The following is a 22,830-nucleotide window of genomic DNA, read 5'->3' as shown; positions in this document are numbered from 1 at the left end:
CCAGCGCCTGATGGCACCGGTGTTATTACTGCTCATCATGCGGTGGACTCGAGGGCCCCTTCGCGAGCAAGCTCTGCTCCCACACGCGGTTCACCTGTGGGAGCAGAGCTTGCTCGCGAAGGCGCCTGCCCTGCCATCTGAACACTTAAACTTTTTCGATCGCCAGGGCCAGGCCCTGACCCACGCCGACGCACATGGTCGCCAGGCCTTTCTTGCCGCCGGTCTTTTCCAGGTGATGCAGGGCGGTGAGGATCAAGCGCGCGCCGCTCATGCCCAGCGGGTGACCCAGGGCGATGGCGCCGCCGTTGGGATTGACCTGCGGCGCGTCGTCGGCGAGGCCCAGGCCGCGCAGTACCGCCAGGCCTTGGCTTGCGAAGGCTTCGTTGAGCTCGATGACATCAAAATCGCTGACCGCCAGGCCCAGGCGCTCGGTGAGCTTGAGCACTGCCGGTACCGGGCCGATGCCCATCACGCGCGGGGCAACAGCGGCGCTGGCCATGCCGAGCACGCGAGCGCGGGCGGTCAGGCCGTGTTTTTTCACCGCGTCGGCCGACGCCAGAATCATCGCCGCGGCACCATCGTTGACGCCCGAAGCGTTGCCGGCGGTAACGGTCTTGTCCGCGCCATTGACGGGCTTGAGCTTGGCCAGGGTCTCGAGGCTGGTATCGGCGCGAGGGTGTTCATCAGTATCGACGATGGTTTCGCCTTTTTTATGGGCGATGCGCACCGGTACGATTTCTTCGGCAAAGAAGCCCGCGGCCTGGGCAGCGGCGGTGCGCTGCTGGCTGCGCAGGGCGAACGCGTCCTGGTCGGCGCGTGAAACCTGGTAATCGTCAGCGACGTTGTCGGCGGTCTGCGGCATGGCGTCGACGCCATATTGGGCCTTCATCAGCGGGTTGATGAAACGCCAGCCGATGGTGGTGTCTTCGAGCTTCATGTTGCGCGAAAACGCCGCATCGGCTTTGCCGATCACGAACGGTGCGCGGGACATCGACTCGACGCCGCCAGCGATCGCCAGCTCCATCTCGCCACAGGCAATGGCGCGGAAGGCGGTGCCGACCGCATCCATGCCCGAGGCGCACAGACGGTTGAGGGTCACACCGGGGATGCTCTCTGGCAGGCCGGCAAGCAAGGCCGCCATGCGCGCGACGTTGCGGTTGTCTTCACCGGCCTGGTTGGCGCAGCCGAGGAACACTTCGTCTACCTGATCCCACTGCACCGAGGGGTTGCGCTCGATCAACGCCTTGATCGGTGCGGCGGCCAGGTCATCGGCACGCACGCCGGACAAACCGCCGCCGAAGCGGCCGATAGGGGTACGAATGGCATCACAGATAAAGACATCACGCATCATGCTTCTCCTGTTACCGGGCCTTCGCAGGCCTGAGGCAGATTAGACAGTGCAGAATAAAAAAGGCGCGAGGCATGCGCCGCAAAGTGCAGCAGAGTAAGCGTCTGCCGCACGTCAAACAATCCGATAATCGACTATCAGTTCGATTATCGAACAAAGATAATCAAGTAGCGTCGGCGTGGCTGACCAGCCCCTTGATCACCACAGCGGTGCAGGCCACTGCCGCAGGCACGACCAGGGCGGTGAGCACTTGCTCGAAATTCCAGCCCAGCCCCAACAGCGTAGCGCCGATCCAGGCTCCGAGAATGGCGCCGAAGCGACCGATACCGAGCATCCACGATACGCCCGTGGCGCGGCCCTGGGTCGGGTAGAAGCGCGCGGCCAGCGACGGCATGGCCGACTGCGCACCGTTGACGCACATCCCGGCCACCAGCACCAGCGTCGCCAGCACGGTGATATGGCCCAGGCTCTGCCCCACGGCATAAGCGAACACGCCTGCCAGCAGGTAGAAGGTGCCGATGACCTTGTGCGGGTTGAAACGGTCCATGGCCCAGCCCACGCCCACCGCGCTCAACACGCCGCCAAACTGGAACAGGGCGCCGATGAAGGCCGACTGCTCCATGCTCGCGCCGCTGTCGCGCATCAGCGTCGGCAGCCAGCTGGTCAACAGATAGACGATGACCAGGCCCATGAAATAAGTCAGCCATAGCAACAGGGTGCCGGTGCTGTAGGTGCCTGAGAAGATCACCGCCAGCACGTTGCGCGATTTGACCGTTTGCTGTTCCGGCACACTGAAGCTGCCGGCTTGCGCCACTTGGGCGGGGTCGATCGGCGCCAGCACCTGGCGCACCTTGTCGGCGCCACGGTTGCGCACCACCAGGAAACGCGCCGACTCCGGCAGCCAGGCCAACAGCACCGCGCACAGGATCAACGGCAGGATGCCGCCGATCAGCAGCAGCGCATGCCAGCCAAAGGCGGGAATCAGCTTGGCGGAGATAAACCCGCCGCCAGCCATCCCCAGGTTGAAGCCGCAGAACATGCTGGTCACCAGCAGCGACTTCTTGCGTTCCGGGGTGTATTCGGACAGCAGCGTCGTGGCGTTTGGCATCCCCGCGCCCAGGCCGAGCCCGGTGAGGAAGCGCAGGATCAGCAACTCCTGGACATTGCCGCTGAAGGCCGACGCCAGGCTGAACACGCCGAATACCAGCACCGCGCCGACCAGCACGCCTTTGCGCCCGAAACGGTCGGCCAGCGGCCCGGAACCCAGGGCACCGAAGACCATGCCGATCAGCGCGGCGCTCATCACCGGCCCTAGGCTGGCGCGATCGATGCCCCAGTCCTGAGACAGGGCAGGCGCAATGAAACCCATGGCCGCAGTGTCGAGGCCATCGAGAAAGACGATCAGGAAACACAGGATGACCACTCGCCACTGATAGCGAGAAATCGGACTGTTATTGATGAAGGACTGTACGTCGAGGCACTGTCCGACTCTGTTTTCGGGACTGTTCATGGTTTTTATCCGTTTTATAGTGTGACGCACAGGGCGTCGGTACCGAGCTTGGCGCGGCACAGGGTGTTGCAATGCAAAGGGTGTCGATCAGCTCCCGGGGGATCCGATATAGGGTGTACGTGGGCGATACACGTGCTGGGGATGGTTCATGGTAGGCCTTGCCTCTCGCTCATTATTATTGAGGATCGCGCAGGGCCGATCCGTGGCGAGGACATTAATGAGGCAGGCTCGGGGCCGTCAATTCGACAAACCCATATCCGTGCGTTTATCGGACATCTATCGGTAGCCTGCTGGCTATCCCCCTGATCGCGGGGGCCTTGCGCAGGTTTATCTAAATAGCTGCGCGCTCAGTTCGCGGCTGGCACTCAGCAGAATCGGCAGGAATCGGGTTTCCAGCTCGCTGCGCGGGACCCGGCCGGCATGGGTACTCACGTTGAGCGCCGCAAGCACTTGCCCGGATGCGTCATAGACCGGCACGGCAATGGAGCGCAAGCCTTGCTCGAGTTCCTGGTCGACGATGCACCAGCCCTGCTCGCGCACTTGCTGCAAGCAGGCGAACAGTGCCTCGGGATCGGTCAGGGTGCGGCTGGTCTTGGGCTGCAGTTCGACGTTGCTCAAGTAGTCCTGCAGAGTCGCATCATCCAGCGCCGACAGCAGAATGCGCCCCATGGACGTGCAGTAGGCCGGCAGACGCCCACCCACCGACAGGTCCACTGAAATCAGCCGCTGGGTGGTGGCGGAACGCGCGATGTAGAGAATGTCGTCGCCTTCGAGCGTGGCCATGTTGCAGGCCTCGTGCAATTGTTCGCTGGTGCGATCCAGATACGGCTGGGCCGACACTGCCAGCGGCGTCGAAGACAAATAGGCGTGGCCCAGCGTCAGCACCTTGGGCAGCAGCGAATAGGTACGCCCGTCGGTGGTGGCGTAGCCGAGCTTGATCAGGGTGTGCAGGCAGCGACGCACCGCGGCGCGGGGGATTTCAGTGCGGTGGCTGATCTGCGCGATGGTCAGATGGCGCTTGCGCTCCTGGAACGCCTGCACCACGGCCAGCCCTCGGGCCAGGGAGGTCATGAAGTCCGGATCGCCGGCAAACGCCTGTATGCGCTTGGCCGCCGAGGCAACGATGGGCGGCGCCAGCGAAGTGAAGGAGCTACGTAGTTTGTCGTTCATGCGCAATTCCTGACTGCTCGGATTTCATTCAGATGCCAAGACGGACACCTGACTGCTGCGGGCGATTATCGAACTGCCGACCGATTATCGCAACACCCCGCCCCGGATGACGGCAGCGCCGAATCAAGACGGTTTTTCGCCGCCTATGAAACATGTGCTAATAAACTGAAACTTTTAAATGCCTGCTGGCTCAAACTTTACAAGGCAAGGGTTTACGGATTAAGTTACGACTTGTCCGGCGCGCTGAAACAAAATGCAGCGTTTGAATTACCCTCCATGCCGGAGAGAGGATAGTCTTCCACGACGCCCATGCTTACAATCGGCACCTGGATGGCAAACTCCCGCGATTACTCATCATCAGCTCGACACTGGTTATCGCGGGCACGTTCGACCGGTCGGCATGCTGCTCTTCATGGCAAACCCATGGAATGGCTCATGGTTTCTTGGCGACGACCCACTCTGTAGCTGCGACAGCAATACCTTTGGACGCCGCAGCCCATGCAGCCTCGACCACTCCCGCCAATAATTCAGCGGACTGGCCAGGCGCAAGGACAATACGTCCGAAATGGTCTTATTAATCTATCAGGTAATAACGTGACGAAAGACGAACTGCGCGCGGAACTCGAGCGCCAGGAACAACGTTACAAGGATGTTTACGGCGGCGAGATCACCACTTACGCGGCCCAACCCGACCCGGAGCGCAAACCTTGGCGCAAAAGGGCTACGGTTCAGGATCAGGCGTTCCAGCAGGAACTGCAAAAGATCGAGCAGGAACTCAAGCAGGAACCTGCGGAGCACTGACAAGGTGCCTCGCTGGTGACGGGCCTGCGCGCCTTTGCCATGGCGAGATCGGTGCAGACCGCTGAATGTAGGAACATTCTGAAAACAGTGTAGGCGGCAGCGCTCGCACTTTTTTCATACGATCGTTTGAAAATAATCCGTCCTGGCCGCGCCCCCGATTTCAAGGGGTATTTCAGGTATACGAGTCGGCTGCGCTGTGTATCGATGCAGCGCTGCGTTTCACCCGTACGCCTATGAACCGCGCGAACGGTCGGTCAGTGGTGCATCGAAAGCAAAGGTTTTCTGGCATAATCGCGCCCCCTTTGAACTGGTCACAAAACCTTCATGATCGAATTATTCAGCGGTCTCGACGCCTGGGTGGTGATAAGCCTCATTCTCGCCCTGACGTTCGTCCTCGCCTTCGAGTTCATCAATGGCTTTCATGACACTGCCAACGCGGTGGCCACAGTCATTTATACCAAGGCCATGCCACCGCAACTGGCGGTACTCCTTTCCGGGTTGTTCAACTTCCTCGGCGTATTGCTGGGCGGCGTCGGCGTGGCCTATGCCATCGTCCATCTGCTGCCGGTGGAACTGCTGATCAACGTCAACACCGGCCACGGTCTGGCCATGGTGTTCTCGCTGCTCGCCGCCGCCATCGCCTGGAACCTGGGCACCTGGTATTTCGGCATTCCGGCATCCAGCTCTCACACCCTGATCGGTTCGATATTGGGGGTAGGTCTTGCCAATGCACTGCTCAATGACATTCCATTGGCCGACGGCGTCAATTGGCAGAAGGCCATAGATATCGGCGCCTCTCTGGTGTTTTCGCCGGTAGCCGGTTTCCTGGCCGCTGCCGTGGTGTTGCTGATCCTGAAAAAATGGCGCCCGCTGTCGAAGATGCACAAGACGCCGGACCAGCGTAAAAAGCTCGACGATAAAAAGCACCCGCCGTTCTGGAATCGCCTGGTTTTGGTGATCTCGGCCATGGCCGTGAGCTTCGTGCACGGCTCCAACGATGGCCAGAAAGGCATCGGCCTGATCATGCTGGTACTGATCGGCATCGTGCCGAGCCAGTTCGTGCTGGACCTCAACAGCACCACCTATCAGATCGAACGCACCCGTGACGCCACCGCGCACCTGAACCAGTTCTATCAGCGCAACAGTGCCTCTCTGGGTGAGTTCCTGGCCCTGGGCAAGGCGTCGGACAGTGATCTGCCAGCCCAATCCAGCTGCAACCCGCAACAGACCGAGCCGACCATTCACGCCCTGCTGAACAACCTCGACGGCATCTCCGATTACCACGCGCTGGCGTCGGACAAACGTATCGAAGTGCGTCGCTACCTCCTGTGCCTGGACGACACGGCGAAGAAGGTCAGCAAGCTGCCAGTACTCGATGCCCGGGAAAAGGCTGACCTCGACAAGCTGCGCAAGGACCTGACCGAGACCACCGAATACGCTCCCTTCTGGGTAGTGGTCGCCGTCGCCCTGGCGCTGGGTATCGGTACCATGGTGGGCTGGAAGCGCGTGGTCCTGACCATCGGCACCAAGATCGGCAAGCAGGGCATGACCTACGCTCAGGGCATGTCGGCACAAATCGTCACCGCCTCGATGATCGGTCTGGCCAATATCTTCGCCCTACCCGTGTCGACCACCCATGTGCTGTCTTCCGGGGTGGCCGGTACCATGGTCGCCAACAAGAGCGGCCTGCAGGGCGGCACCATCAAGACCATTCTGCTGGCCTGGGTGCTGACCCTGCCCGCCTCGATGGCATTGGCCGCCGGGCTGTTCTGGCTGGCCTCCAAGGTGCTCGGGACCTGACCCCGGTGTGAAAGGGCCTCTTGTGGGAGCAAAGCTTGCTCGCGAAGAGGCCCGATGCCTTACCGTACATCCATAGCTATTCGTGCACGTCTCCAAGCCCTCTTCGCGAGCAAGCTTTACTCCCAAAGAGGCGCTTTTTTCATGCCTATCGGCGTTTGTTGCCGCCCAGCAACGAGCCCATCAGCCCGCGCACCAACTGCCGACCCAGTTGGCCAGCGGCCTGGCGCACCGCCGACTTGATCGCCTGCCCCGCCGCCGTACCGAGAAACTCCGTGGCCTTGTCCACCAGACTGTCACCTGCAGGCGCCGCAGTCTCCTCGGCGGGTGGCTGCAGCTTGCGTGCGGTGAGGATTTCATAGGCCGACTCGCGGTCGACGGGCTTGTCATAACGTCCGCGCAATGGCGAGCCAGCGATCAACGCCGCGCGCTCGGCAGCCGTCAGCGCGCCGATGCGGGACTGCGGCGGTGCGATGGACACGCGCTGGACCATCGCCGGCGTGCCCTTGTCCTGCAAGGTGCCCACCAGCGCTTCGCCAATCCCCAGCTCGGTCAGCACCGCCAGGGTGTCGAATGCCGGGTTGGGCCGAAAGCCATCCGCTACAGCTTTGAGGGATTTCTGCTCCTTGGCGGTGAACGCCCGCAGGCCGTGCTGCACGCGCAAGCCCAATTGGGCGAGGATGCCATCGGGCAGATCACTGGGCGACTGAGTGACGAAATACACCCCCACGCCTTTCGAACGGATCAGCCGCACCACTTGTTCTAGCCGATCCTGCAGGGCCTTGGGGGTATCGGCGAACAACAAGTGCGCTTCATCGAAGAACAGCGCCAACAGGGGCTTGTCGGCATCGCCACGCTCCGGCAGCTGCTCGAACAGCTCGGCCAGCAACCATAGCAAAAAGGTCGCGTAGACCTTGGGCGACTCGTGCACCAGCCGGCTGGCATCCAGCAGATGAATACGCCCACGTCCGTCGGCATCGGTTTGCAGGATGTCCTCGAGCTGCAAGGCCGGCTCGCCGAACAGCGCTTCGGCGCCCTGCTGCTCCAGGGTCGCGAGGCGTCGCAACAGGGCCTGGCTGGAACCGCTGGTCATCAGTGCGGCGTCATCGCCCAGCAGTTGCGGATTGTCCTTGAGGTGATTGAGCAGCGCCTTGAGGTCCTTGAGATCGAGCAGCAACAGGCCCTCGCTATCGGCCACCTTGAACGCCGCGTACAAGGCCGCCTGCTGGCTGTCGGTCAGCTCCAGCAGGCTGCCGATCAGCAGCGGCCCCATCTCGCTGAGGGTGGTACGCAGCGGATGGCCGCTTTCGCCGTGGACATCCCAAAGGGTCACCGGGTACGCCTTGGGCTGATAGCCCAGCCACGGCATGGCCGCGATACGCTCGGCAATCTTGCCGGTCGGCTGCCCCACCGCGCCCAGACCGCACAGGTCGCCTTTGATATCGGCGGCGAACACCGCGACGCCGGCATCGCTGAAGGCCTCGGCCAGGCGCTGCAGGGTGACGGTCTTGCCGGTACCGGTCGCGCCCGCGATCAGGCCATGGCGATTGCTCAGGCGCATGGCCTGCGCCACGGGCGCGCCATCAAGGTCGGCACCGAGCAGAAGTTGTGCGGGATCGGCCATCTCTCAAGTCCTCGTATCCGGTTTACAGACCAGCTTGCCAGTCAATGGCGCGCCGCAGCGATATCCGATTATAGGCACAGCCGGGCATTCGTCCGGGACGGGAGCGTTGTATCATGGCGAACATGTACGTCCGCCGGTGGTCAATCCTGTGGACGCCCCGACTCGAGAGTTTGCCGAACCGTGCTGATGATTCTTCCTCTAATACCTGCCTGCCTTGCCTGTCCGCCGACCACGCCGTGGTCGGTGTCGATCACCGGAACCATCGCATGAGGCGCCTGCCCTGGTTATTGGTGGCGATCGTCGCTGCGGTACTGATCCCGATGTTGCTCGGCGGCACCGCGATCTTCGCGCGCCTGCGCAGCTTCCCGTTGTCGTGGATGCTCGGCCTGATTGGGATCATTCTCGCCTGCTGGGTGCTCAATACCCTGCGCCTGCGCCTGCTGCTGGGCGATCAGCGCGGCCAGGTCACGCGCCTGCAGAGCCTGGGGGTGGTGATGTCCGCCGAGTTCGCCTGGTGCGCGACGCCGGCCGGCAGCGGTGGGCCGCTGACCATCATGGCGCTGCTGAGCCGCTACGGCGTGCGCCCAGCCCAGGCCAGCGCGGTGTTCGCGATGGATCAGCTCAGCGACCTGCTGTTCTTCCTGTGCGCGCTGATCGGCGTGTTGTTTTATGCATTGGCCCACAGCATCAGCCAAAGCCAGCAGATGATGCTGGTGATCAGCACCGCCCTGGTTGCCGGCAGCCTGGTGGGTTGCGTGGCACTGGGGCTCTGGCACCGCCGGGTGATGCTGCTGATCGGCCGCCTGATGCAGCGGGTGCGACTCAAGTCCTCGACGCGCTGGCGCTGGACGCGCAAATGGCTGGGGTTCATCGCGGCGTTCACCAATGCCCTGAAACTGCCACGCAGCACGCTGATCATGGTCTTCAGCCTGACCTGCGTGCACTGGGGGCTGCGCTACAGCATCCTGTACCTGGCACTGCAGGGCCTGGGCGTGGATTTCCAGTGGGCATGGAGCTTTCTGATCCAGATCCTCTCGCTCAGCGCCGGACAGTTCAGCCTGCTGCCCGGCGGCGCCGGCACTGCCGAACTCACCAGCGCGGCGTTGCTGGCGCCTATGGTCGGCAAGTCGACCGCGGCGGCCGCCATTCTGATCTGGCGCAGCGTGACCTATTACTTCTATCTGGTCGTCGGCGGACCGATCTTCGTGCTGATGCTGGGGCGCCCGTTGCTGAGCAAATTGATGGGCCGCAAGCGCGGCTAGTCGGCGCTTTCGTCGGTATTGTCCGGATCGGCGGGCAGCGGCGCCTGCTGAGTGCGCTGCCACAGTTCGGCGGCGCCGGGGAAGTCAGTGCCGTCGTCTTCCGAGAGGGCCTCTGGGTCGTAACGGCTCAAGCAGCCCTCGCCCAGGGTGGGCGGGGCCTTAGAGGCGGCCTTGTCCCGTGGATCATGCATCGCAGCCTCCTCGCTCGGTGTCCGGCTAGTCTAGAACACCACCGTCTTGTTGCCGTGCACCAGTACACGGTCTTCCAGGTGGTAGCGCAAGCCGCGCGCCAGCACCATCTTCTCGACGTCGCGGCCGAAGCGCACCATGTCCTCGATGCTGTCGCTATGGCTGACGCGCACTACGTCCTGCTCGATGATCGGACCGGCGTCGAGCTCTTCGGTCACATAGTGGCAGGTCGCGCCGATCAGCTTGACGCCACGCATCGAGGCCTGATGATAAGGCTTGGCGCCGACGAACGACGGCAGGAAGCTGTGGTGGATGTTGATGACTTTCTGTGCGTATTCCTGGCACAGCTGGGGCGGCAGGATCTGCATGTAGCGCGCCAGCACCACCACGTCGGCCTGATGCTCGGCGACACGGCGCGAGACCTCGGCGAAAGCCGGCTGCTTGTCCTTCGGGTCGACAGGGATATGGTAGTAAGGAATGCCGTGCCACTCGACCATGCTGCGCAGATCGTCGTGGTTGGAAATCACGCAGGCAATGTCGCAGTCCAGCTCGTCACTGTGCCAGCGGTGCAGCAGATCCGCCAGGCAGTGGGATTCGCGGCTGGCCATCAGCACCACGCGCTTTTTCTGCTCGGTATCCGTCACCCGCCAGACCATGGAAAACTCTTCGGCGATCGGCGCAAACGCCTCTCGAAACGCCTCGATACCAAAGGGCAAGCTGTCGGCGCGGATTTCATGGCGCATGAAAAACCAGCCACTCTGATCGTCGGAGTGGTGGCTGGCTTCGGTGATCCAGCCATTGTGGGACGCCAGAAAGTGGCTGACTTTGGCAACGATGCCGACGCGGTCAGGGCACGCGATGACCAGCCGAAAAGTGCGCATTAGCTAAACTCCAGAACTTCGCAAAGGCCGCCATTCTAGCGGCTGCGGGGCAAAACTCCAGCGGTGCCGACGACCCGCTGCCATCCAGGCACTCGGCAACCCCGATTGCCTTGAGGGTTGGGCATATTAACGATCTGAACAGATGGATTAATCGTCGGCCTGCGCGGAGTGCAACGTGAAAACTTTTGCAATTATTTTTTCAGCAACATTCTTTTGTCGACACGGTCGCCTTAATTAGCCTCGGCCGCTCATTTTGTCGTATCAGGCATTGGATGTTTACTTCATTAAATACTCTGTCTATTATTGAGCCATCGACTCCCCTGCCACCCTGAATTGCGAAGGTCATCAATATGTCCCTGATCAACGAATACCGCGCCACAGAAGAAGCCATCAAAGAACTGCAAGCGCGTTTGAAGAACCTGTCGCAAGACGACAAACTGCAAACCGAACTGGAATTCGAAGGCAAGCTGCGCACACTGATGGGCGAATATCAAAAATCGCTGCGTGACATCATTGCGCTGCTGGACCCAGAGGCCAAGTTCAACAAGGCGCCGCGTGGTGCCGCGGTCAAAGTCGCCGGCACCAAGCGTGCGCGCAAGGTCAAGCAATACAAAAACCCGCACAATGGCGAAATCATCGAAACCAAAGGCGGCAACCACAAGACGCTGAAAGAGTGGAAAGCCAAGTGGGGCGGTGATGTGGTTGAAAGCTGGGCCAACCTGCTGGGTTGATTCAACCGGTTACAACCGATACAGCCGATACAAAAAAACGCCAGCTCGCTGGCGTTTTTTATTGCCGCTAAGGGCACTGTTCATATCTGCAACTTTGTGCGCAATGCCTGGGCATAGGCCTGCCACTGCTGCAATACCGCCTGCTGCTCGCCACTGGCCTGGGGCAGCGCCTCCAGCATGGCCAGATCGAACGCCTCCAGGGTATGGGGCGCACCTGCCTGCGGACGCATCAGACGATCACGACAAAATGCCGACCAGGCCTCAAGTTCCGCAGTACTCAAGGTAGTCGGGAAGTTACGTGCCCGATAACGTTTGAGCAGTTCCGGCAATCGCCCGTCGTCGAACATCCAACGCGACGAGGACAGTGTTTCCGGTTCAGCCACACGTACCTGCTCGCATAGACGCCGGTCACGATCCCCTATAAACCCATCGTACAACTGCTGCTCGGGGTCCTCGACGGCATCGAACTTCTCGTCCTGATAAATCAAGCCAAGATGCTCTTGCCAAACTGCCTGATGCTCACGCAATGCTGCGGCCCGCGCTTCATACAGCGGCAGATCCAATTGCAATCGCTCGATATTTTCCGGGCGCAACACACTGAGTGGCGCCAACACCGGGCAACGGTTGATCTGTACCAACTTCAAGGGCACGGGCAACTGCCCTTCTTGCAGGTCTTCGCGACGGGTATACAGGCGCGCTTTCAAAGAGGCTGCGCTGTCTTGCCAAATGCCCTGCGGATCCAGCTGCAAGTCACAAACGATCAAGGCATTGCGATTGCGTGGGTGCCAGGCCAGTGGCAATACCACTCCCAAGTAATGGCGGGCCGCCGAGAAGCGGCCGGAAATATGTACCAATGGCTGCAACAGGCGTATTTGCTCTTGCACTTTGTGTTTACTGCGCAACTCGAACAGCCATCGATATAAACGCGGCTGCCGGTCGCGTATCAACCGCGCCATGGCGATGGTCGCCCGCACATCCGACAGCGCATCGTGAGCCTGGCCGTGTTCAAGGCCATTGGCCGCCGTCAACAGTTCCAGCTTGAGACTGACGCGCCCTTCGTGCTGCGGCCACTCGATCCCGTCCGGGCGCAAGGCGTAGGCAGTACGCACTACATCGATCAGGTCCCAGCGGCTGTTACCGCCCTGCCACTCTCGCGCATAGGGATCGAAGAAGTTGCGATAAAGACTGTAGCGGGTCATTTCGTCGTCGAAACGCAAGGTGTTGTAGCCGGCGCCACAGGTTCCCGGGGCGGAAAGTTCGGCGTGCACCCGGGTCATGAACTCGGCTTCGCCCAGCCCGGACTCGGCCAGGCGCTGCGGGGTGATGCCGGTGATCATGCAGGCCATGGGGTGGGGCAGGATGTCGTCGCTGGGCTGGCAGTAGAGATTGACCGGGGCAGCGATTTCGTTGAGGTCGACATCGGTACGAATACCCGCCACCTGCAACGGCCTGTCGCTGCGAGGGTTGATACCGGTAGTTTCGTAGTCGTACCAGAAAATGCTCGAGGTCACGGGGTGGTCCTGTACAAAGTTTGCGGGAATTCTAGGCTTTGCCCGGTTACGGGGCCAGCGGGCTGGGCAGCGGACGCGCAGACGGGTATCGTCGGTGACTTGAGTGCCCTATCCGCAGACTCCAAGACTCCGATGCCCCACACTTCAGCAACGCCAAGGAATGCAACGCTGCCCCTGGATACCCGCCAGGCGGTGGAAACACCAGAGGGCATCGACTTGATCCTCAGGCCGGCCGGTCTGGTGGTCCGAGCCATCGCCTTCAGCCTCGACCTGCTGATTCGCGGCGCTCTGCTGATCGGCATGTTCTTCCTGTTGCGCGCGCTCGGGGAGTCTGGCATGGGCCTGGGGGCCCTGCTGCTGTTTCTGCTCAACTGGTGGTACATGGTGCTGTTCGAAGTGCTCAATCAGGGACGTACACCCGGCAAGCAGTGGATGAAGCTCGCCGTGGTGATGGAGGACGGCACCGCCATCGGCTGGTCGGCCTCGCTGATTCGCAATCTGCTGCGCGTGGTCGACCTGCTGCCCATCGGCTATTGCCTTGGCGCGCTGTGCTGCCTGTATCAGCCGGCCTTCCGGCGCCTGGGCGATCTGGCAGCGGGCAGCATGGTGGTCTATCAGGATCGGCCACCCAGCCCGGTACCGCCCCGGCTTGCCGCCACGCCACTGCTGCCGACCTTTAGCCTGACCCTCGCCGACCAGCGCGCCATCCTCGGCTTCGCCGAACGCCAGGGGCAACTGAGCCGGGCCCGCGCCGACGAGCTGGCAATCATTCTGGCCGAGCCGCTGGGCGTCAGCTCGGCATCCCTCGCCCGCACCCGGCTCGACGGCCTGGCGCAGGGCCTGCTGGGGCCGACATGAAGCAGCAGCCCTTCGAAACACGCCACCAGCCGCTCTGGCAAGCCTTCACCCTGCGCCTGAACGCCTTGGAAAGCGGCAAGGCCCGCAGTGCCCACAGCGAGGGCTTCAGCCATGACTATCGTCGCCTGTGCCAGCACTTGGCACTGGCCCGTTCGCGCGGCTACAGCAGCCGCCTGATCGACCATCTGGAGCAATTGGCGCTGCGTGGTCATCGCCAGCTCTATCGCCACCGCAGCCGGGTCGGTGCGCAAATAGTCGCCTTCGTGCTGGCCGATTTCCCCCGTCAGGTGCGCAGCCAGTGGCGCCTGGTTCTGCTGGCCGGCCTGCTGCTGGGGCTGACGCTGCTGGGCTCGGCGCTGTGGATATATTTCTGGCCGGAGCAGGTCTACAGCCTGCTCGACCCGGCTCAGGTCAGCGCCATGGAACATCAGTACGATCCGCAGTCGAGCCGTCTGGGCCTGGGTGCCGAGCGCCCCGCCAGCGAGGACTGGCAGATGTTCGGCTTTTACGTGATGAACAATGTCGGCATCGCCTTCCAGACCTTCGCCGGCGGCCTGTTCGCCGGGCTGGGCAGCGTGTTTTTCCTGATGTTCAACGGTTTGACCATCGGCGCCGCCGCAGGCCACCTCACGCACATCGGTTCGGGGCAGACGTTCTGGTCGTTCGTGATCGGCCACAGTGCGTTCGAACTGCCTGCCATCGTGCTGGCCGGCGCCGGCGGGCTGGGCATCGGCTGGGCATTGGTCGCCCCCGGCCAGCTGACCCGCGGCGAAGCGCTGCGCACTGCCGCCAAAGCCAGCATGCAACTGGTCTACGGCGCCTTGCTGATGTTGCTGCTGGCGGCGTTCTTCGAAGCCTACTGGTCGGCCAAGACCGCCATCGCACCCGCACTCAAATATACCGTGGGGGGTACGCTGTGGTTGCTGCTGGCGGTGTATCTGAGCCGTGCCGGCCGAGGTCCGCATGCAGCTGAATGAAACCACCCTGGTCATCCGCCCGCGCAATCCCTGGGAAGCCATAGACCTCGGCGTGCTGCTTGCCGCACGCCACTGGCGGCTGTTGCTGAGCAGTTGGGCGATCGCCACCGTCCCGCTGTACGCGCTGCTGACACTGCTGCTGTGGGACCATCCGAGCATCGTCATCATCCTCATCTGGTGGCTCAAGCCGGCCTTCGAACGCTTGCCGCTGCACATCCTCGCGCAGTCGCTGTTCGGCTCGGCGCCCAGCCTTGCCGAGGCTTTACGCCAGTGGCTGCGTCTGCTGCGCCCGCAATTGCTGGCCAGCCTGACCTGGCGGCGCTTGAGCCTGAGCCGCAGTTTCACCCTGCCGGTGCTGCAGCTCGAAGGCCTCGGCGGCCAGCAGCGCTTGCGCCGCCTGGCGGTGCTGCGCCGGCAGAACGGCGGCGCCGCGCGCTGGCTGACGCTGGTGGGCATTCATCTGGAACTGGTCCTGGGCCTCGGTGCCGTGGGCCTGCTGTACATGCTCACGCCCCACACCTTGAGCTCGTTCGCCGACCAGCAGTTGCTGCTCGATGCGCACTATGTCGAAGCGCCTTGGCTGATCCATCTGCGCAACGCCTTTTATGTGCTGATCCTGCTGATCTGGGAACCGATCTACGTCGCCTGCGGCTTCACCCTTTACCTCAATCGGCGCACGGTACTGGAAGCTTGGGACATCGAGTTGCAGTTCCGGCGTTTGCGCCAGCGTCTGCGCAGCGGCGCCAGCAAAATCGCCGCCCTGCTCGCCACTCTGGCGGTGTTGAGCGCCTTGACGGTTCCGACGCACGACGCCTGGGCCGACCCGGTGCCACTGATGACGGTGCCGCCGTCGATGCTGCCCGCGCCCGTCACGACACCGACACCGACACAGACGCCCCCAGCCCCCCTTGCCCCAGCCGTTACTGTCGCCGGCCCGCAAAGCCCGCGCCTGCTGCATCAGGCCTTGACCAGCCAGGCGGCGCGGCAGGCGGCGCAGGCCATCGTGCTCGCGCCACCGTTCAAGAACATGCAGACCGTCAACCGCTGGCGCTGGAAAAACACTGAGCCGCGCGAAGCAAGCGAAGCCGCGGCGACGATGCCGCCCTCCCACTTGCCCGCGTGGCCGCAAGTGCTGGCCAAGGTTGTCGAGGTGCTGCTGTGGGGGTTGCTGCTGGCGCTGGCGATCCTGCTGCTGTGGCGCCGTCGAGAATGGCTGGCCACCCTGGTCAGCCGGCTGCAGCCAAAACGCCAGCAACCTCCTCCTGCAAGCCCGTTGCGACATCAGGTGACGGTGCCTGACAGCGTGCTGCCCCTAGACATCGCAAGCACCGCCGAGCGGTTGTGGGCCAGCCAGCCACGGGAAGCCTTGAGCCTGTTGTACCGCGGGCTGCTGTCGCGCCTGCAGACCGATCATCAGTTGGTGCTGCGCGGCGCGGACACCGAGGGCCAGGTCCTCGCCCAGATCGCCCGCCTGCGACAGCCGGCCCTGGAAGACTTCAGCCGCCGCCTGACCCGGCATTGGCAAGCACTCGCCTATGGCCACCGGCCCGTTCCGCTCGACCAGCAACGGCAACTGCTGGTCGATTGGCGCCTGCTGTTCGACCCGCCAGCATTGGATGAGAGGCCACCTGCATGAGTGGTTCCGTGAGGCGCTTGCAGCCGCGCTACCTGATAGCCACGCTGGTGCTCGCCGTGGCGGTGCTCGTGCTGGGCATCTATCTGGCGCGACATCTGGAGCGCTACAGCGAAACCATCGACAAGGGCGCCGACCCCGCAGTGGCCGCCAATCCCTATCTGGCGGCGCAGAGCTTTCTGCGCCAGCGCGGCTTGCGGGTCGACCAGGCCAACCGCCTCGACATCCTGCCGCGCCTGCCAGCGGCCACTACCAGCCTGCTGCTACTAGGGGATCGCAGCCGCATGACACCCCGCCAGGTCGAGCAGGTCCTGACCTGGGTGCGCCAGGGCGGGCGCCTGTTGTTCGTTGCCGAGGCGATCTGGGATCCGCGCAAGGGTCGCAGCGACGACCTGCTGCTCGACCGCCTGCAACTGCGCCAGTACGAGACCCGCACGCTGCCGCCCGCAGAGCCGACCGACGATCCCTATCCGCGCCTGACCAAACTGTATCTGGACAACGAAGAGGCGCCCGCCTATTTCAGCTTCAACCCGGCGTTTCACCTCGAAGATCCCACCGACATCACTCGCTCGTGGGCCAATAGCAGCGACTCCACCCACTTGATGCAACTGGATTACGGCGCGGGCCTGATCACGGTCGTCACCGATGCCGATCTGTGGCGCAACTCGGCGCTCATCCGCTACGACAACGCCTGGCTGCTCTGGTACCTCAATCAGAACCGCGACGTGGCGCTGATCTATCAGACCGAGCACGACACCTTGGCCAGCCAGCTGTGGCGATATTTCCCGCAGGCCCTGACGCTCTTGCTCATATGGCTGCTGCTGTTCGCCTGGTACAGCGGCGCCCGCCATGGCCCGGTTCGCCAGCCCGCGCCCCTGGCCCGTCGACAACTGCGTGAATACCTGCACGCCAGCGCCGAATTCATGCTCCGCCACGGCGGCCATCAGCGCCTGCTGCGCAGCCTGCAACAGGATATCCTGCGCCGCGCGCGGCGGCGCCACCCCGGTTTCGAACGCCTGCCAATCGCCGAACAATGGCACGCGCTGGCGCAACTGACCGGCGAAACGCCCAGCGCGGTGGGGCAGGCCTTGCGCCCGCGTCCGGCGCAAAAAATGTCCCAAAGCGACTTCACCCGCCAAGTGGGCTATTTGCAACGCATCAGGAATACCCTATGACCAACGATCGCATGCCCCCCCTCGACGAGCACGATGAGCCCGGCGAGCGCGCCGTACAGGATGAGCACCCCGAACACCTGACCGAAGCTGGCGTGGGTACCCACCAGGCCAGCACCGACGAGCACCTGGACGCAGAAGCGGGCGCGCCTGCGGCCGATGCGCCACCGGAGGCGGCAGACGCTGTGGATAACTCCGGCGGCGAATCCCCGGCCGCGCAGCCCCCCGCCCCCGAAACCGAAGAAGAACACGCCGCCCAGCAGCGTCAACGCGCCACCAAGCGTATCCATGCGCTGCAACACGAACTGCGCAAGGTGCTGATCGGCCAGGATGCCGTGATCGATGACGTCCTGACCGCCTTGCTGGCGGGCGGCCATGTACTGATCGAAGGCGTCCCTGGCCTGGGCAAGACCCTGCTCGTGCGGGCGCTGGCACGCTGCTTCGGCGGCGACTTCGCGCGCATCCAGTTCACCCCCGACCTGATGCCCAGCGACATCACCGGCCATGCCGTGTACGACCGCCAGAGCGAGCAATTCAACCTGCGCAAGGGCCCGGTGTTCACCCACCTGCTGCTGGCCGATGAAATCAACCGCGCGCCGGCCAAGACTCAAGCCGCCCTGCTCGAGGCCATGCAGGAACGCCAGGTCACGCTCGAAGGCACGGCCATGCCTATCGCTCAGCCCTTCATGGTGCTGGCCACCCAGAACCCCATCGAGCAGGAAGGCACCTATCCGCTGCCCGAGGCCGAACTCGACCGCTTCATGCTCAAGTTGCGCCTGGGCTACCCCGATGCCGATCAGGAGCTGGCCATGGTCCGCCAGGTCACCCGCTCGACCCGCGCCGACATGCTCGATGTACAGCCGGTGCGTCAGGTGCTGGTGGCCAAGGACGTGGCTATCCTGCAGCGCCTGGCCAGCGAATTGCCAATGGATGAGCGCGTGCTCGATTACGCCGTGCGCCTGGCCCGCGCCACCCGCACCTGGCCGGGGTTGATCCTCGGTGCCGGCCCGCGCGCCTCCATCGCCCTGGTCCGGGGTGCCCGGGCGCGGGCGCTGATGCGCGGAGGCGAGTTCGTGCTGCCGGACGACGTCAAGGGCTGTGCCCTGGCGGTACTGCGCCACCGCGTGCGGCTGTCGGCAGAGCTGGAGATCGACGGCATGGAGGTCGATCAGCTCTTGCAGCAGTTGCTCGATCAAGTGCCGGCGCCGCGGGTGTGAGGCACCACTCATGCTGATCCGACCCGCTCGCCGGCTGCTCGCCTGGTTGCTCGTGCCGTTGCTGGCGCTGACCTTGATGGGCTTGGCCAAGGCCCTGGACTGGATGGCTGAAACTACGCTAGACCTGATCGCCTGGGCCGCGTTGGCGGCAATGCTGCTGGCGGCGCTGATGGATGCCGTGTGCCTGATGCGTCTGCCGTCGCCCAGCGCCAGCCGCCAGGTGCCGGCGAGCCTGGCGCTGGCGCGCTGGAGCGAAATCGAGCTGACGTTCCAACACACCGGCAAAAGCCCGGTGCACGTCAGCGTCTTCGACCACGTGCCCGCCGGCCTGCGGTTCGAGGGCCTGCCCCGTGCGGTGACCTTGCCGGCCGGCCAATCCACTCGCCTGGGGTACCGCATCTGCCCACAACAACGCGGCCCTCAGCCATTCAGCCACTGCGAGGTGGAGCTTCGCAGTCCGCTGGGGCTCTGGCGCCAGGCGCGGGTGCTGCCACTGGCCGATCAGCCGCGTGTGTACCCTGATTTCGCCGGCTTGCAAGGCGATCGCCTGTCCGCCGTGGACAGCTGGCTCAATCAACTGGGGGTGCGCCAGCAACCGCGCCGCGGTCAGGGCATGGAGTTCAATCAACTGCGCGAGTTGCGGGACGGCGACAGCCTGCGCCAGATCGACTGGAAAGCCACCGCGCGGCACAGCCGGCCGATCGTGCGCGAATACGAGGACGAGCGCGACCAGCAGATCATTTTCCTGCTCGACTGCGGCCGGCGCATGCGCAGCCAGGACGACAGCCTCAGCCATTTCGACCACGCCCTCAACGCCTGCCTGCTGCTCAGCCATGTGGCGTTGCGCCAGGGCGACGCGGTCGGTCTGCTGACGTTCGCCAGCGAGCCGCCGCGCTTCGTGCCGCCGCGCAAAGGTCAACGCCAGTTCAACATCCTGCTCGACGCCGTCCACGACCTCGACACCTCGCGCCATCAGGCCGACTTCAGCGAGGCCGCCCGTCAGTTGCTTCAGCACCAACGCCGTCGCGCGCTGGTCGTCCTGGTCAGCAATCTCGGCGACGAAGACGACGAACAACTGCTCACCGCCGTGAAGCAGATCGGTCGCTACCATCGGGTATTGGTGGCCAGCCTGCGCGAGGGCGTACTGGACCAGATCAGGGAGGCCCCGCTGCACACCTGGCAGGAGGCGTTGGACTACTGCGGCGCGGTGGACTATCTGCAACAGCGCGACATGCTCAACGACAGCCTCAAGGCCCACGGCGTAGCGCTCATGGACGCCCGGCCAGCCGAGCTCGGAGCCGGGCTGATCAGCCGTTATCTGAATTGGAAGAAAGCCGGACTGCTGTGAGCCAAGCAACGAGCGCCCGTCAGGCCGAGGCGCTCATGGGGCGAAAGCTGAAATATCCGCGCAGGGCGCTGACCAACTGGTCGTATTCCGGCGGCGTGCTCACCAGCTTGAAACCGGAATCGTAGTTGCCGGGGGTCGCATCTTCATGAGACCACAGGCAATGAGCATCCAGATCGATGAGCTGCAGGCTGCCATCGCTGCCAGGCACCTTGAGCTGCAGGGCGAACTCGGGCCCTACCAGCAACGGTAACTGGCTGATCAGCATCAGCCCGGTTTCCGACACGTTGCCCAGGTAACCCATGGGCTGATCGGTATGACGGTTGAAGACCTTCAGAAAATACGGCAACTGATGTCGTTCGATTCGGCGTTCGATAAACATGCTCGAGTCACTGTGTTGGGGTCTGAATAGAAAAGTGGACCCTGCGGCCCACCGAAAAGTGCCCTCTCGGATTCAATGCATCCTCGATATAGAGCCTAGCGTATAGCTAGCCTAATGCCATCTGCCAATGCAGCTGTCTAGTACGCCACTGGTCGGACTTGTACCGGGCTGCTGCCTGGATGATAGTGCCCCAGCTGTTCCAGCGTTACCAGCCGCGCTTGGGCACGGTAGGCATATTCGCTCTGCGGGAACTGGGTAATGATGTATTGATAGGTCTGCGCGGCGTCGATGAACAGGTTCTGACGCTCCAGGCACTGGCCCCGCAGCATCGAGACTTCCGGCCACACGTAGGGACGGGCGCGGCTGTCGCGATCGACCTTGGACAATTCCAGTGTCACAGTCGCGCAATCACCCGAGTCGTAAGCTTGATAGGCTTTGTTCAGATGGGTATTCATCGCATAGCGGGTGCAGCCAACCAGGCTGAGCGTAACGGCAAAAACGAGAAAAAGGCGCATGAGGGTTCTCCTGTACTTGGCAGTGTATCGACTCACCCGGGAAAAACTTCAGCCATAATGGCGCGTCAATCGCTGTTGCCCACATCCATCATCACAATCATTGCCTCGTAGTGCAGCACAACAATGACTACAGGGCGATTGAGGAGTAGCCTTGCGCTGCGCTTCAATAAAGGAGTCAGTGCATGACCGTTCGCCGTACAAAAATCGTTGCCACCCTTGGCCCTGCGAGCAACTCGCCGGAAGTGATCGAACAGTTGATTCTGGCTGGCCTGGATGTCGCCCGTCTGAATTTTTCCCATGGCACGCCAGACGAGCACAAGGCTCGCGCGCGCCTGATTCGCGAAATCGCGGCCAAGCACGGCCGGCATGTGGCGATTCTCGGTGACCTTCAGGGCCCGAAAATCCGCATCGCCAAGTTCGCCAACAAGCGTATCGAGCTTAAAGTCGGTGATGTATTCACCTTCTCCACCAGCCATCCGCTGACCGAAGGCACCCAGGAAGTCGTCGGTATCGACTACCCGGACCTGGTCAAGGACTGCGGTGTGGGCGACGAGCTGCTGCTCGACGATGGCCGCGTGGTGATGCGTGTCGAAACCGCGACCGGCGATGCCCTGCATTGCTCGGTGCTGGTCGGCGGCCCGCTGTCCGACCACAAAGGCATCAACCGCCGTGGTGGCGGCCTGACCGCGCCAGCCTTGACCGAAAAGGACAAGGCCGACATCAAGCTCGCCGCGGAAATGGAAGTCGACTACCTCGCGGTATCCTTCCCCCGTGACGCCGCCGACATGGAATACGCCCGTCGGCTGCGCGACGAGTCCGGCGGTACCGCCTGGCTGGTGGCCAAGATCGAACGCGCCGAAGCCGTGGCCGACGACGAAGCCCTCGACGGCCTGATCATGGCCAGCGATGCGGTGATGGTTGCCCGTGGTGACCTGGGCGTGGAAATCGGCGACGCCGAGCTGATTGGCATCCAGAAAAAGATCATCCAGCACGCCCGTCGCCACAACAAGGCGGTGATCGTTGCGACCCAGATGATGGAGTCGATGATCCAGAACCCGATGCCGACCCGTGCCGAAGTATCGGACGTCGCCAACGCCGTGCTGGACAACACCGACGCCGTGATGCTGTCGGCCGAAAGCGCCGCGGGTTCGTACCCCATCGAAGCGGTGCAGGCGATGGCCCGTGTATGCCTGGGCGCTGAAAAGCACCCGACCGGCAAGAAGTCCAGCCACCGCCTGTACACCGAGTTCACCCGCCCGGACGAAAGTATCGCCCTGGCGGCCATGTACACGGCCAACCACCTCAAGGGCGTCAAGGCCATCATCGCCTTGACCGAGAGTGGTTACACCCCGTTGATCATGTCGCGCCTGCGTTCCTCGGTGCCGATCTACGCGTTCTCGCCGCAACGTGCCACTCAGGCCCGCGCCGCGATGTTCCGTGGCGTGTACCCGGTGGATTTCGATCCGTCGTCGATGCCGCACAGCGAGGTCAGCCAGGCCGCCGTCAACGAGCTGCTCAAGCGCGGTGTGGTCGAGCCCGGTGACTGGGTCATCCTGACCAAAGGTGATACCTACCACACGATCGGTGGCACCAATGGCATGAAGATCCTGCACGTGGGTGATCGGCTGGAATGATGTCGAGGCTGTGACGAGAGAAGCCCTGATGCGTGAGTGTCAGGGCTTTTTTCATGGGCATCGGTGGTTTTCAGGTTGGGGGGTGGTCCTTTGCTGCGGGCCTGTGCGGCGCGCCCTGCCCATTGGCCCTTCGCCTAGGCTCAGGGTACCCGCGCTCCGGCACCTGAAGAGGTGGCACGCCGCACAAGGGCCATCCATCAGACCGTGTGAAAACTCAGTTCGCAGCGAATAAAGCCAATGCCCCGACTTGTCGGGGCATTGGCTTTTACGGTC

The 22,830-nt window shown here is 63.1% G+C and carries 20 protein-coding genes; 11 read left to right on the top strand and 9 right to left on the bottom strand.

The annotated features are described in order from the left end of the window. Positions 1-145 precede the first annotated feature (145 nt). From pcaF to pcaR, 3 genes are all read right to left on the bottom strand, one after another. Entirely contained in the window at positions 146-1,351 is a 1,206-nt protein-coding gene (gene pcaF / locus AC3WJP_RS18280) for a 3-oxoadipyl-CoA thiolase (RefSeq protein ID WP_493721973.1), read from the bottom strand. Between the two features lie 160 nt (positions 1,352-1,511). Next, entirely contained in the window at positions 1,512-2,858 is a 1,347-nt protein-coding gene (gene pcaK / locus AC3WJP_RS18275; protein WP_493721972.1) for a 4-hydroxybenzoate transporter PcaK, read from the bottom strand. A 327-nt stretch (positions 2,859-3,185) separates the two neighbouring features. Further along, a complete protein-coding gene (gene pcaR, locus AC3WJP_RS18270) occupies positions 3,186-4,028 on the bottom strand; it encodes a pca regulon transcriptional regulator PcaR (protein WP_493721971.1) in 843 nt (280 codons plus the stop codon). Between the two features lie 594 nt (positions 4,029-4,622). Between pcaR and AC3WJP_RS18265 the strand changes: the two genes are divergently transcribed. Then, a complete protein-coding gene (locus AC3WJP_RS18265) occupies positions 4,623-4,829 on the top strand; it encodes a hypothetical protein (RefSeq protein ID WP_493721970.1) in 207 nt (68 codons plus the stop codon). 324 nt (positions 4,830-5,153) lie between these two features. After that, positions 5,154-6,629, top strand: coding sequence for an inorganic phosphate transporter (locus tag AC3WJP_RS18260; protein WP_493721969.1), 1,476 nt, complete (start codon positions 5,154-5,156; stop codon positions 6,627-6,629). Positions 6,630-6,774: 145 nt separating this feature from the next. On the opposite strand, the gene AC3WJP_RS18255 is transcribed toward AC3WJP_RS18260, so the two are convergent. Further along, positions 6,775-8,250 carry a helicase HerA-like domain-containing protein gene (locus tag AC3WJP_RS18255; RefSeq protein WP_493721968.1) on the bottom strand — a complete coding sequence of 492 codons (1,476 nt, stop codon included), beginning with the start codon at positions 8,248-8,250 and terminating at the stop codon, positions 6,775-6,777. A gap of 266 nt (positions 8,251-8,516) precedes the next feature. Here AC3WJP_RS18255 and gpgF point away from each other — a divergent pair, with 266 nt between their 5' ends. Continuing rightward, positions 8,517-9,512: a glucosaminyl phosphatidylglycerol flippase gene (gene gpgF, locus AC3WJP_RS18250; RefSeq protein WP_493721967.1), complete on the top strand. Its 996-nt coding sequence runs from the start codon at positions 8,517-8,519 to the stop codon at positions 9,510-9,512. Here gpgF and AC3WJP_RS18245 read toward each other — a convergent pair. Both AC3WJP_RS18245 and purU read right to left on the bottom strand, forming a co-directional pair. Beyond that, a complete protein-coding gene (locus AC3WJP_RS18245; protein ID WP_493721966.1) occupies positions 9,509-9,703 on the bottom strand; it encodes a hypothetical protein in 195 nt (64 codons plus the stop codon). The genes gpgF and AC3WJP_RS18245 overlap by 4 nt on opposite strands. A gap of 30 nt (positions 9,704-9,733) precedes the next feature. Further along, positions 9,734-10,582 carry a formyltetrahydrofolate deformylase gene (purU, locus tag AC3WJP_RS18240; RefSeq protein WP_493721965.1) on the bottom strand — a complete coding sequence of 283 codons (849 nt, stop codon included), beginning with the start codon at positions 10,580-10,582 and terminating at the stop codon, positions 9,734-9,736. 350 nt (positions 10,583-10,932) lie between these two features. Between purU and mvaT the strand changes: the two genes are divergently transcribed. Beyond that, entirely contained in the window at positions 10,933-11,313 is a 381-nt protein-coding gene (mvaT, locus tag AC3WJP_RS18235; RefSeq protein ID WP_493721964.1) for a histone-like nucleoid-structuring protein MvaT, read from the top strand. A gap of 80 nt (positions 11,314-11,393) precedes the next feature. Here mvaT and sbcB read toward each other — a convergent pair whose 3' ends face one another. Next, positions 11,394-12,824 carry an exodeoxyribonuclease I gene (gene sbcB / locus AC3WJP_RS18230; RefSeq protein ID WP_493721963.1) on the bottom strand — a complete coding sequence of 477 codons (1,431 nt, stop codon included), beginning with the start codon at positions 12,822-12,824 and terminating at the stop codon, positions 11,394-11,396. Positions 12,825-12,956: 132 nt separating this feature from the next. On the opposite strand from sbcB, the gene AC3WJP_RS18225 reads away from it, so the two are divergent. Genes AC3WJP_RS18225 through AC3WJP_RS18200 form a run of 6 tightly spaced genes read left to right on the top strand, consistent with a single transcriptional unit; the run spans position 12,957 to position 20,029 of the window. Further along, the gene (locus AC3WJP_RS18225; protein WP_493721962.1) at positions 12,957-13,682 is read left to right on the top strand and encodes an RDD family protein; all 726 of its coding nucleotides are present in this window, start codon (positions 12,957-12,959) and stop codon (positions 13,680-13,682) included. After that, positions 13,679-14,659 (top strand): stage II sporulation protein M, encoded by a 981-nt coding sequence (locus tag AC3WJP_RS18220; RefSeq protein ID WP_493721961.1) that lies wholly within the window; start codon positions 13,679-13,681, stop codon positions 14,657-14,659. The genes AC3WJP_RS18225 and AC3WJP_RS18220 overlap by 4 nt, the downstream gene beginning before the upstream one ends. Beyond that, complete coding sequence (locus AC3WJP_RS18215; RefSeq protein WP_493721960.1) at positions 14,646-16,295, top strand: DUF4129 domain-containing protein; 1,650 nt, start codon at positions 14,646-14,648, stop codon at positions 16,293-16,295. Before AC3WJP_RS18220 ends, AC3WJP_RS18215 begins: the two co-directional genes overlap by 14 nt. Further along, entirely contained in the window at positions 16,292-17,467 is a 1,176-nt protein-coding gene (locus AC3WJP_RS18210) for a DUF4350 domain-containing protein (protein ID WP_493721959.1), read from the top strand. The genes AC3WJP_RS18215 and AC3WJP_RS18210 overlap by 4 nt, the downstream gene beginning before the upstream one ends. Continuing rightward, positions 17,464-18,681 carry an AAA family ATPase gene (locus tag AC3WJP_RS18205; protein ID WP_493721958.1) on the top strand — a complete coding sequence of 406 codons (1,218 nt, stop codon included), beginning with the start codon at positions 17,464-17,466 and terminating at the stop codon, positions 18,679-18,681. The genes AC3WJP_RS18210 and AC3WJP_RS18205 overlap by 4 nt, the downstream gene beginning before the upstream one ends. A 16-nt stretch (positions 18,682-18,697) precedes the next feature. Beyond that, entirely contained in the window at positions 18,698-20,029 is a 1,332-nt protein-coding gene (locus tag AC3WJP_RS18200; protein ID WP_493722081.1) for a DUF58 domain-containing protein, read from the top strand. Positions 20,030-20,048: 19 nt separating this feature from the next. On the opposite strand, the gene AC3WJP_RS18195 is transcribed toward AC3WJP_RS18200, so the two are convergent. Both AC3WJP_RS18195 and AC3WJP_RS18190 read right to left on the bottom strand, forming a co-directional pair. Continuing rightward, complete coding sequence (locus AC3WJP_RS18195; protein ID WP_493721957.1) at positions 20,049-20,408, bottom strand: PilZ domain-containing protein; 360 nt, start codon at positions 20,406-20,408, stop codon at positions 20,049-20,051. A 137-nt stretch (positions 20,409-20,545) separates the two neighbouring features. After that, positions 20,546-20,923, bottom strand: a complete 378-nt coding sequence (locus tag AC3WJP_RS18190) for a tetratricopeptide repeat protein (RefSeq protein ID WP_493721956.1) — start codon at positions 20,921-20,923, stop codon at positions 20,546-20,548. 182 nt (positions 20,924-21,105) lie between these two features. Between AC3WJP_RS18190 and pyk the strand changes: the two genes are divergently transcribed. Next, complete coding sequence (pyk, locus tag AC3WJP_RS18185; protein WP_493721955.1) at positions 21,106-22,557, top strand: pyruvate kinase; 1,452 nt, start codon at positions 21,106-21,108, stop codon at positions 22,555-22,557. Positions 22,558-22,830 lie beyond the last annotated feature (273 nt).

Source organism: Pseudomonas sp. GW821-FHT01A09, from assembly GCF_058986725.1.
This window is presented reverse-complemented; position numbering and strand designations above follow the sequence as displayed.

Excerpts from the sequence above, each read along its gene's own strand:
- pcaR (WP_493721971.1), bottom strand. The coding sequence starts at position 4,028 with ATGAACGACAAACTACGTAGCTCCTTCACTTCGCTGGCGCCGCCCATC.
- mvaT (WP_493721964.1), top strand. The coding sequence starts at position 10,933 with ATGTCCCTGATCAACGAATACCGCGCCACAGAAGAAGCCATCAAAGAA.
- AC3WJP_RS18220 (WP_493721961.1), top strand. The coding sequence starts at position 13,679 with ATGAAGCAGCAGCCCTTCGAAACACGCCACCAGCCGCTCTGGCAAGCC.
- pcaK (WP_493721972.1), bottom strand. The coding sequence starts at position 2,858 with ATGAACAGTCCCGAAAACAGAGTCGGACAGTGCCTCGACGTACAGTCC.
- AC3WJP_RS18210 (WP_493721959.1), top strand. The coding sequence starts at position 16,292 with ATGAGTGGTTCCGTGAGGCGCTTGCAGCCGCGCTACCTGATAGCCACG.
- pyk (WP_493721955.1), top strand. The coding sequence starts at position 21,106 with ATGACCGTTCGCCGTACAAAAATCGTTGCCACCCTTGGCCCTGCGAGC.
- pcaF (WP_493721973.1), bottom strand. The coding sequence starts at position 1,351 with ATGATGCGTGATGTCTTTATCTGTGATGCCATTCGTACCCCTATCGGC.
- AC3WJP_RS18215 (WP_493721960.1), top strand. The coding sequence starts at position 14,646 with ATGCAGCTGAATGAAACCACCCTGGTCATCCGCCCGCGCAATCCCTGG.
- AC3WJP_RS18225 (WP_493721962.1), top strand. The coding sequence starts at position 12,957 with ATGCCCCACACTTCAGCAACGCCAAGGAATGCAACGCTGCCCCTGGAT.
- AC3WJP_RS18245 (WP_493721966.1), bottom strand. The coding sequence starts at position 9,703 with ATGCATGATCCACGGGACAAGGCCGCCTCTAAGGCCCCGCCCACCCTG.
- AC3WJP_RS18255 (WP_493721968.1), bottom strand. The coding sequence starts at position 8,250 with ATGGCCGATCCCGCACAACTTCTGCTCGGTGCCGACCTTGATGGCGCG.
- AC3WJP_RS18260 (WP_493721969.1), top strand. The coding sequence starts at position 5,154 with ATGATCGAATTATTCAGCGGTCTCGACGCCTGGGTGGTGATAAGCCTC.
- gpgF (WP_493721967.1), top strand. The coding sequence starts at position 8,517 with ATGAGGCGCCTGCCCTGGTTATTGGTGGCGATCGTCGCTGCGGTACTG.
- purU (WP_493721965.1), bottom strand. The coding sequence starts at position 10,582 with ATGCGCACTTTTCGGCTGGTCATCGCGTGCCCTGACCGCGTCGGCATC.
- AC3WJP_RS18190 (WP_493721956.1), bottom strand. The coding sequence starts at position 20,923 with ATGCGCCTTTTTCTCGTTTTTGCCGTTACGCTCAGCCTGGTTGGCTGC.
- AC3WJP_RS18205 (WP_493721958.1), top strand. The coding sequence starts at position 17,464 with ATGACCAACGATCGCATGCCCCCCCTCGACGAGCACGATGAGCCCGGC.
- AC3WJP_RS18195 (WP_493721957.1), bottom strand. The coding sequence starts at position 20,408 with ATGTTTATCGAACGCCGAATCGAACGACATCAGTTGCCGTATTTTCTG.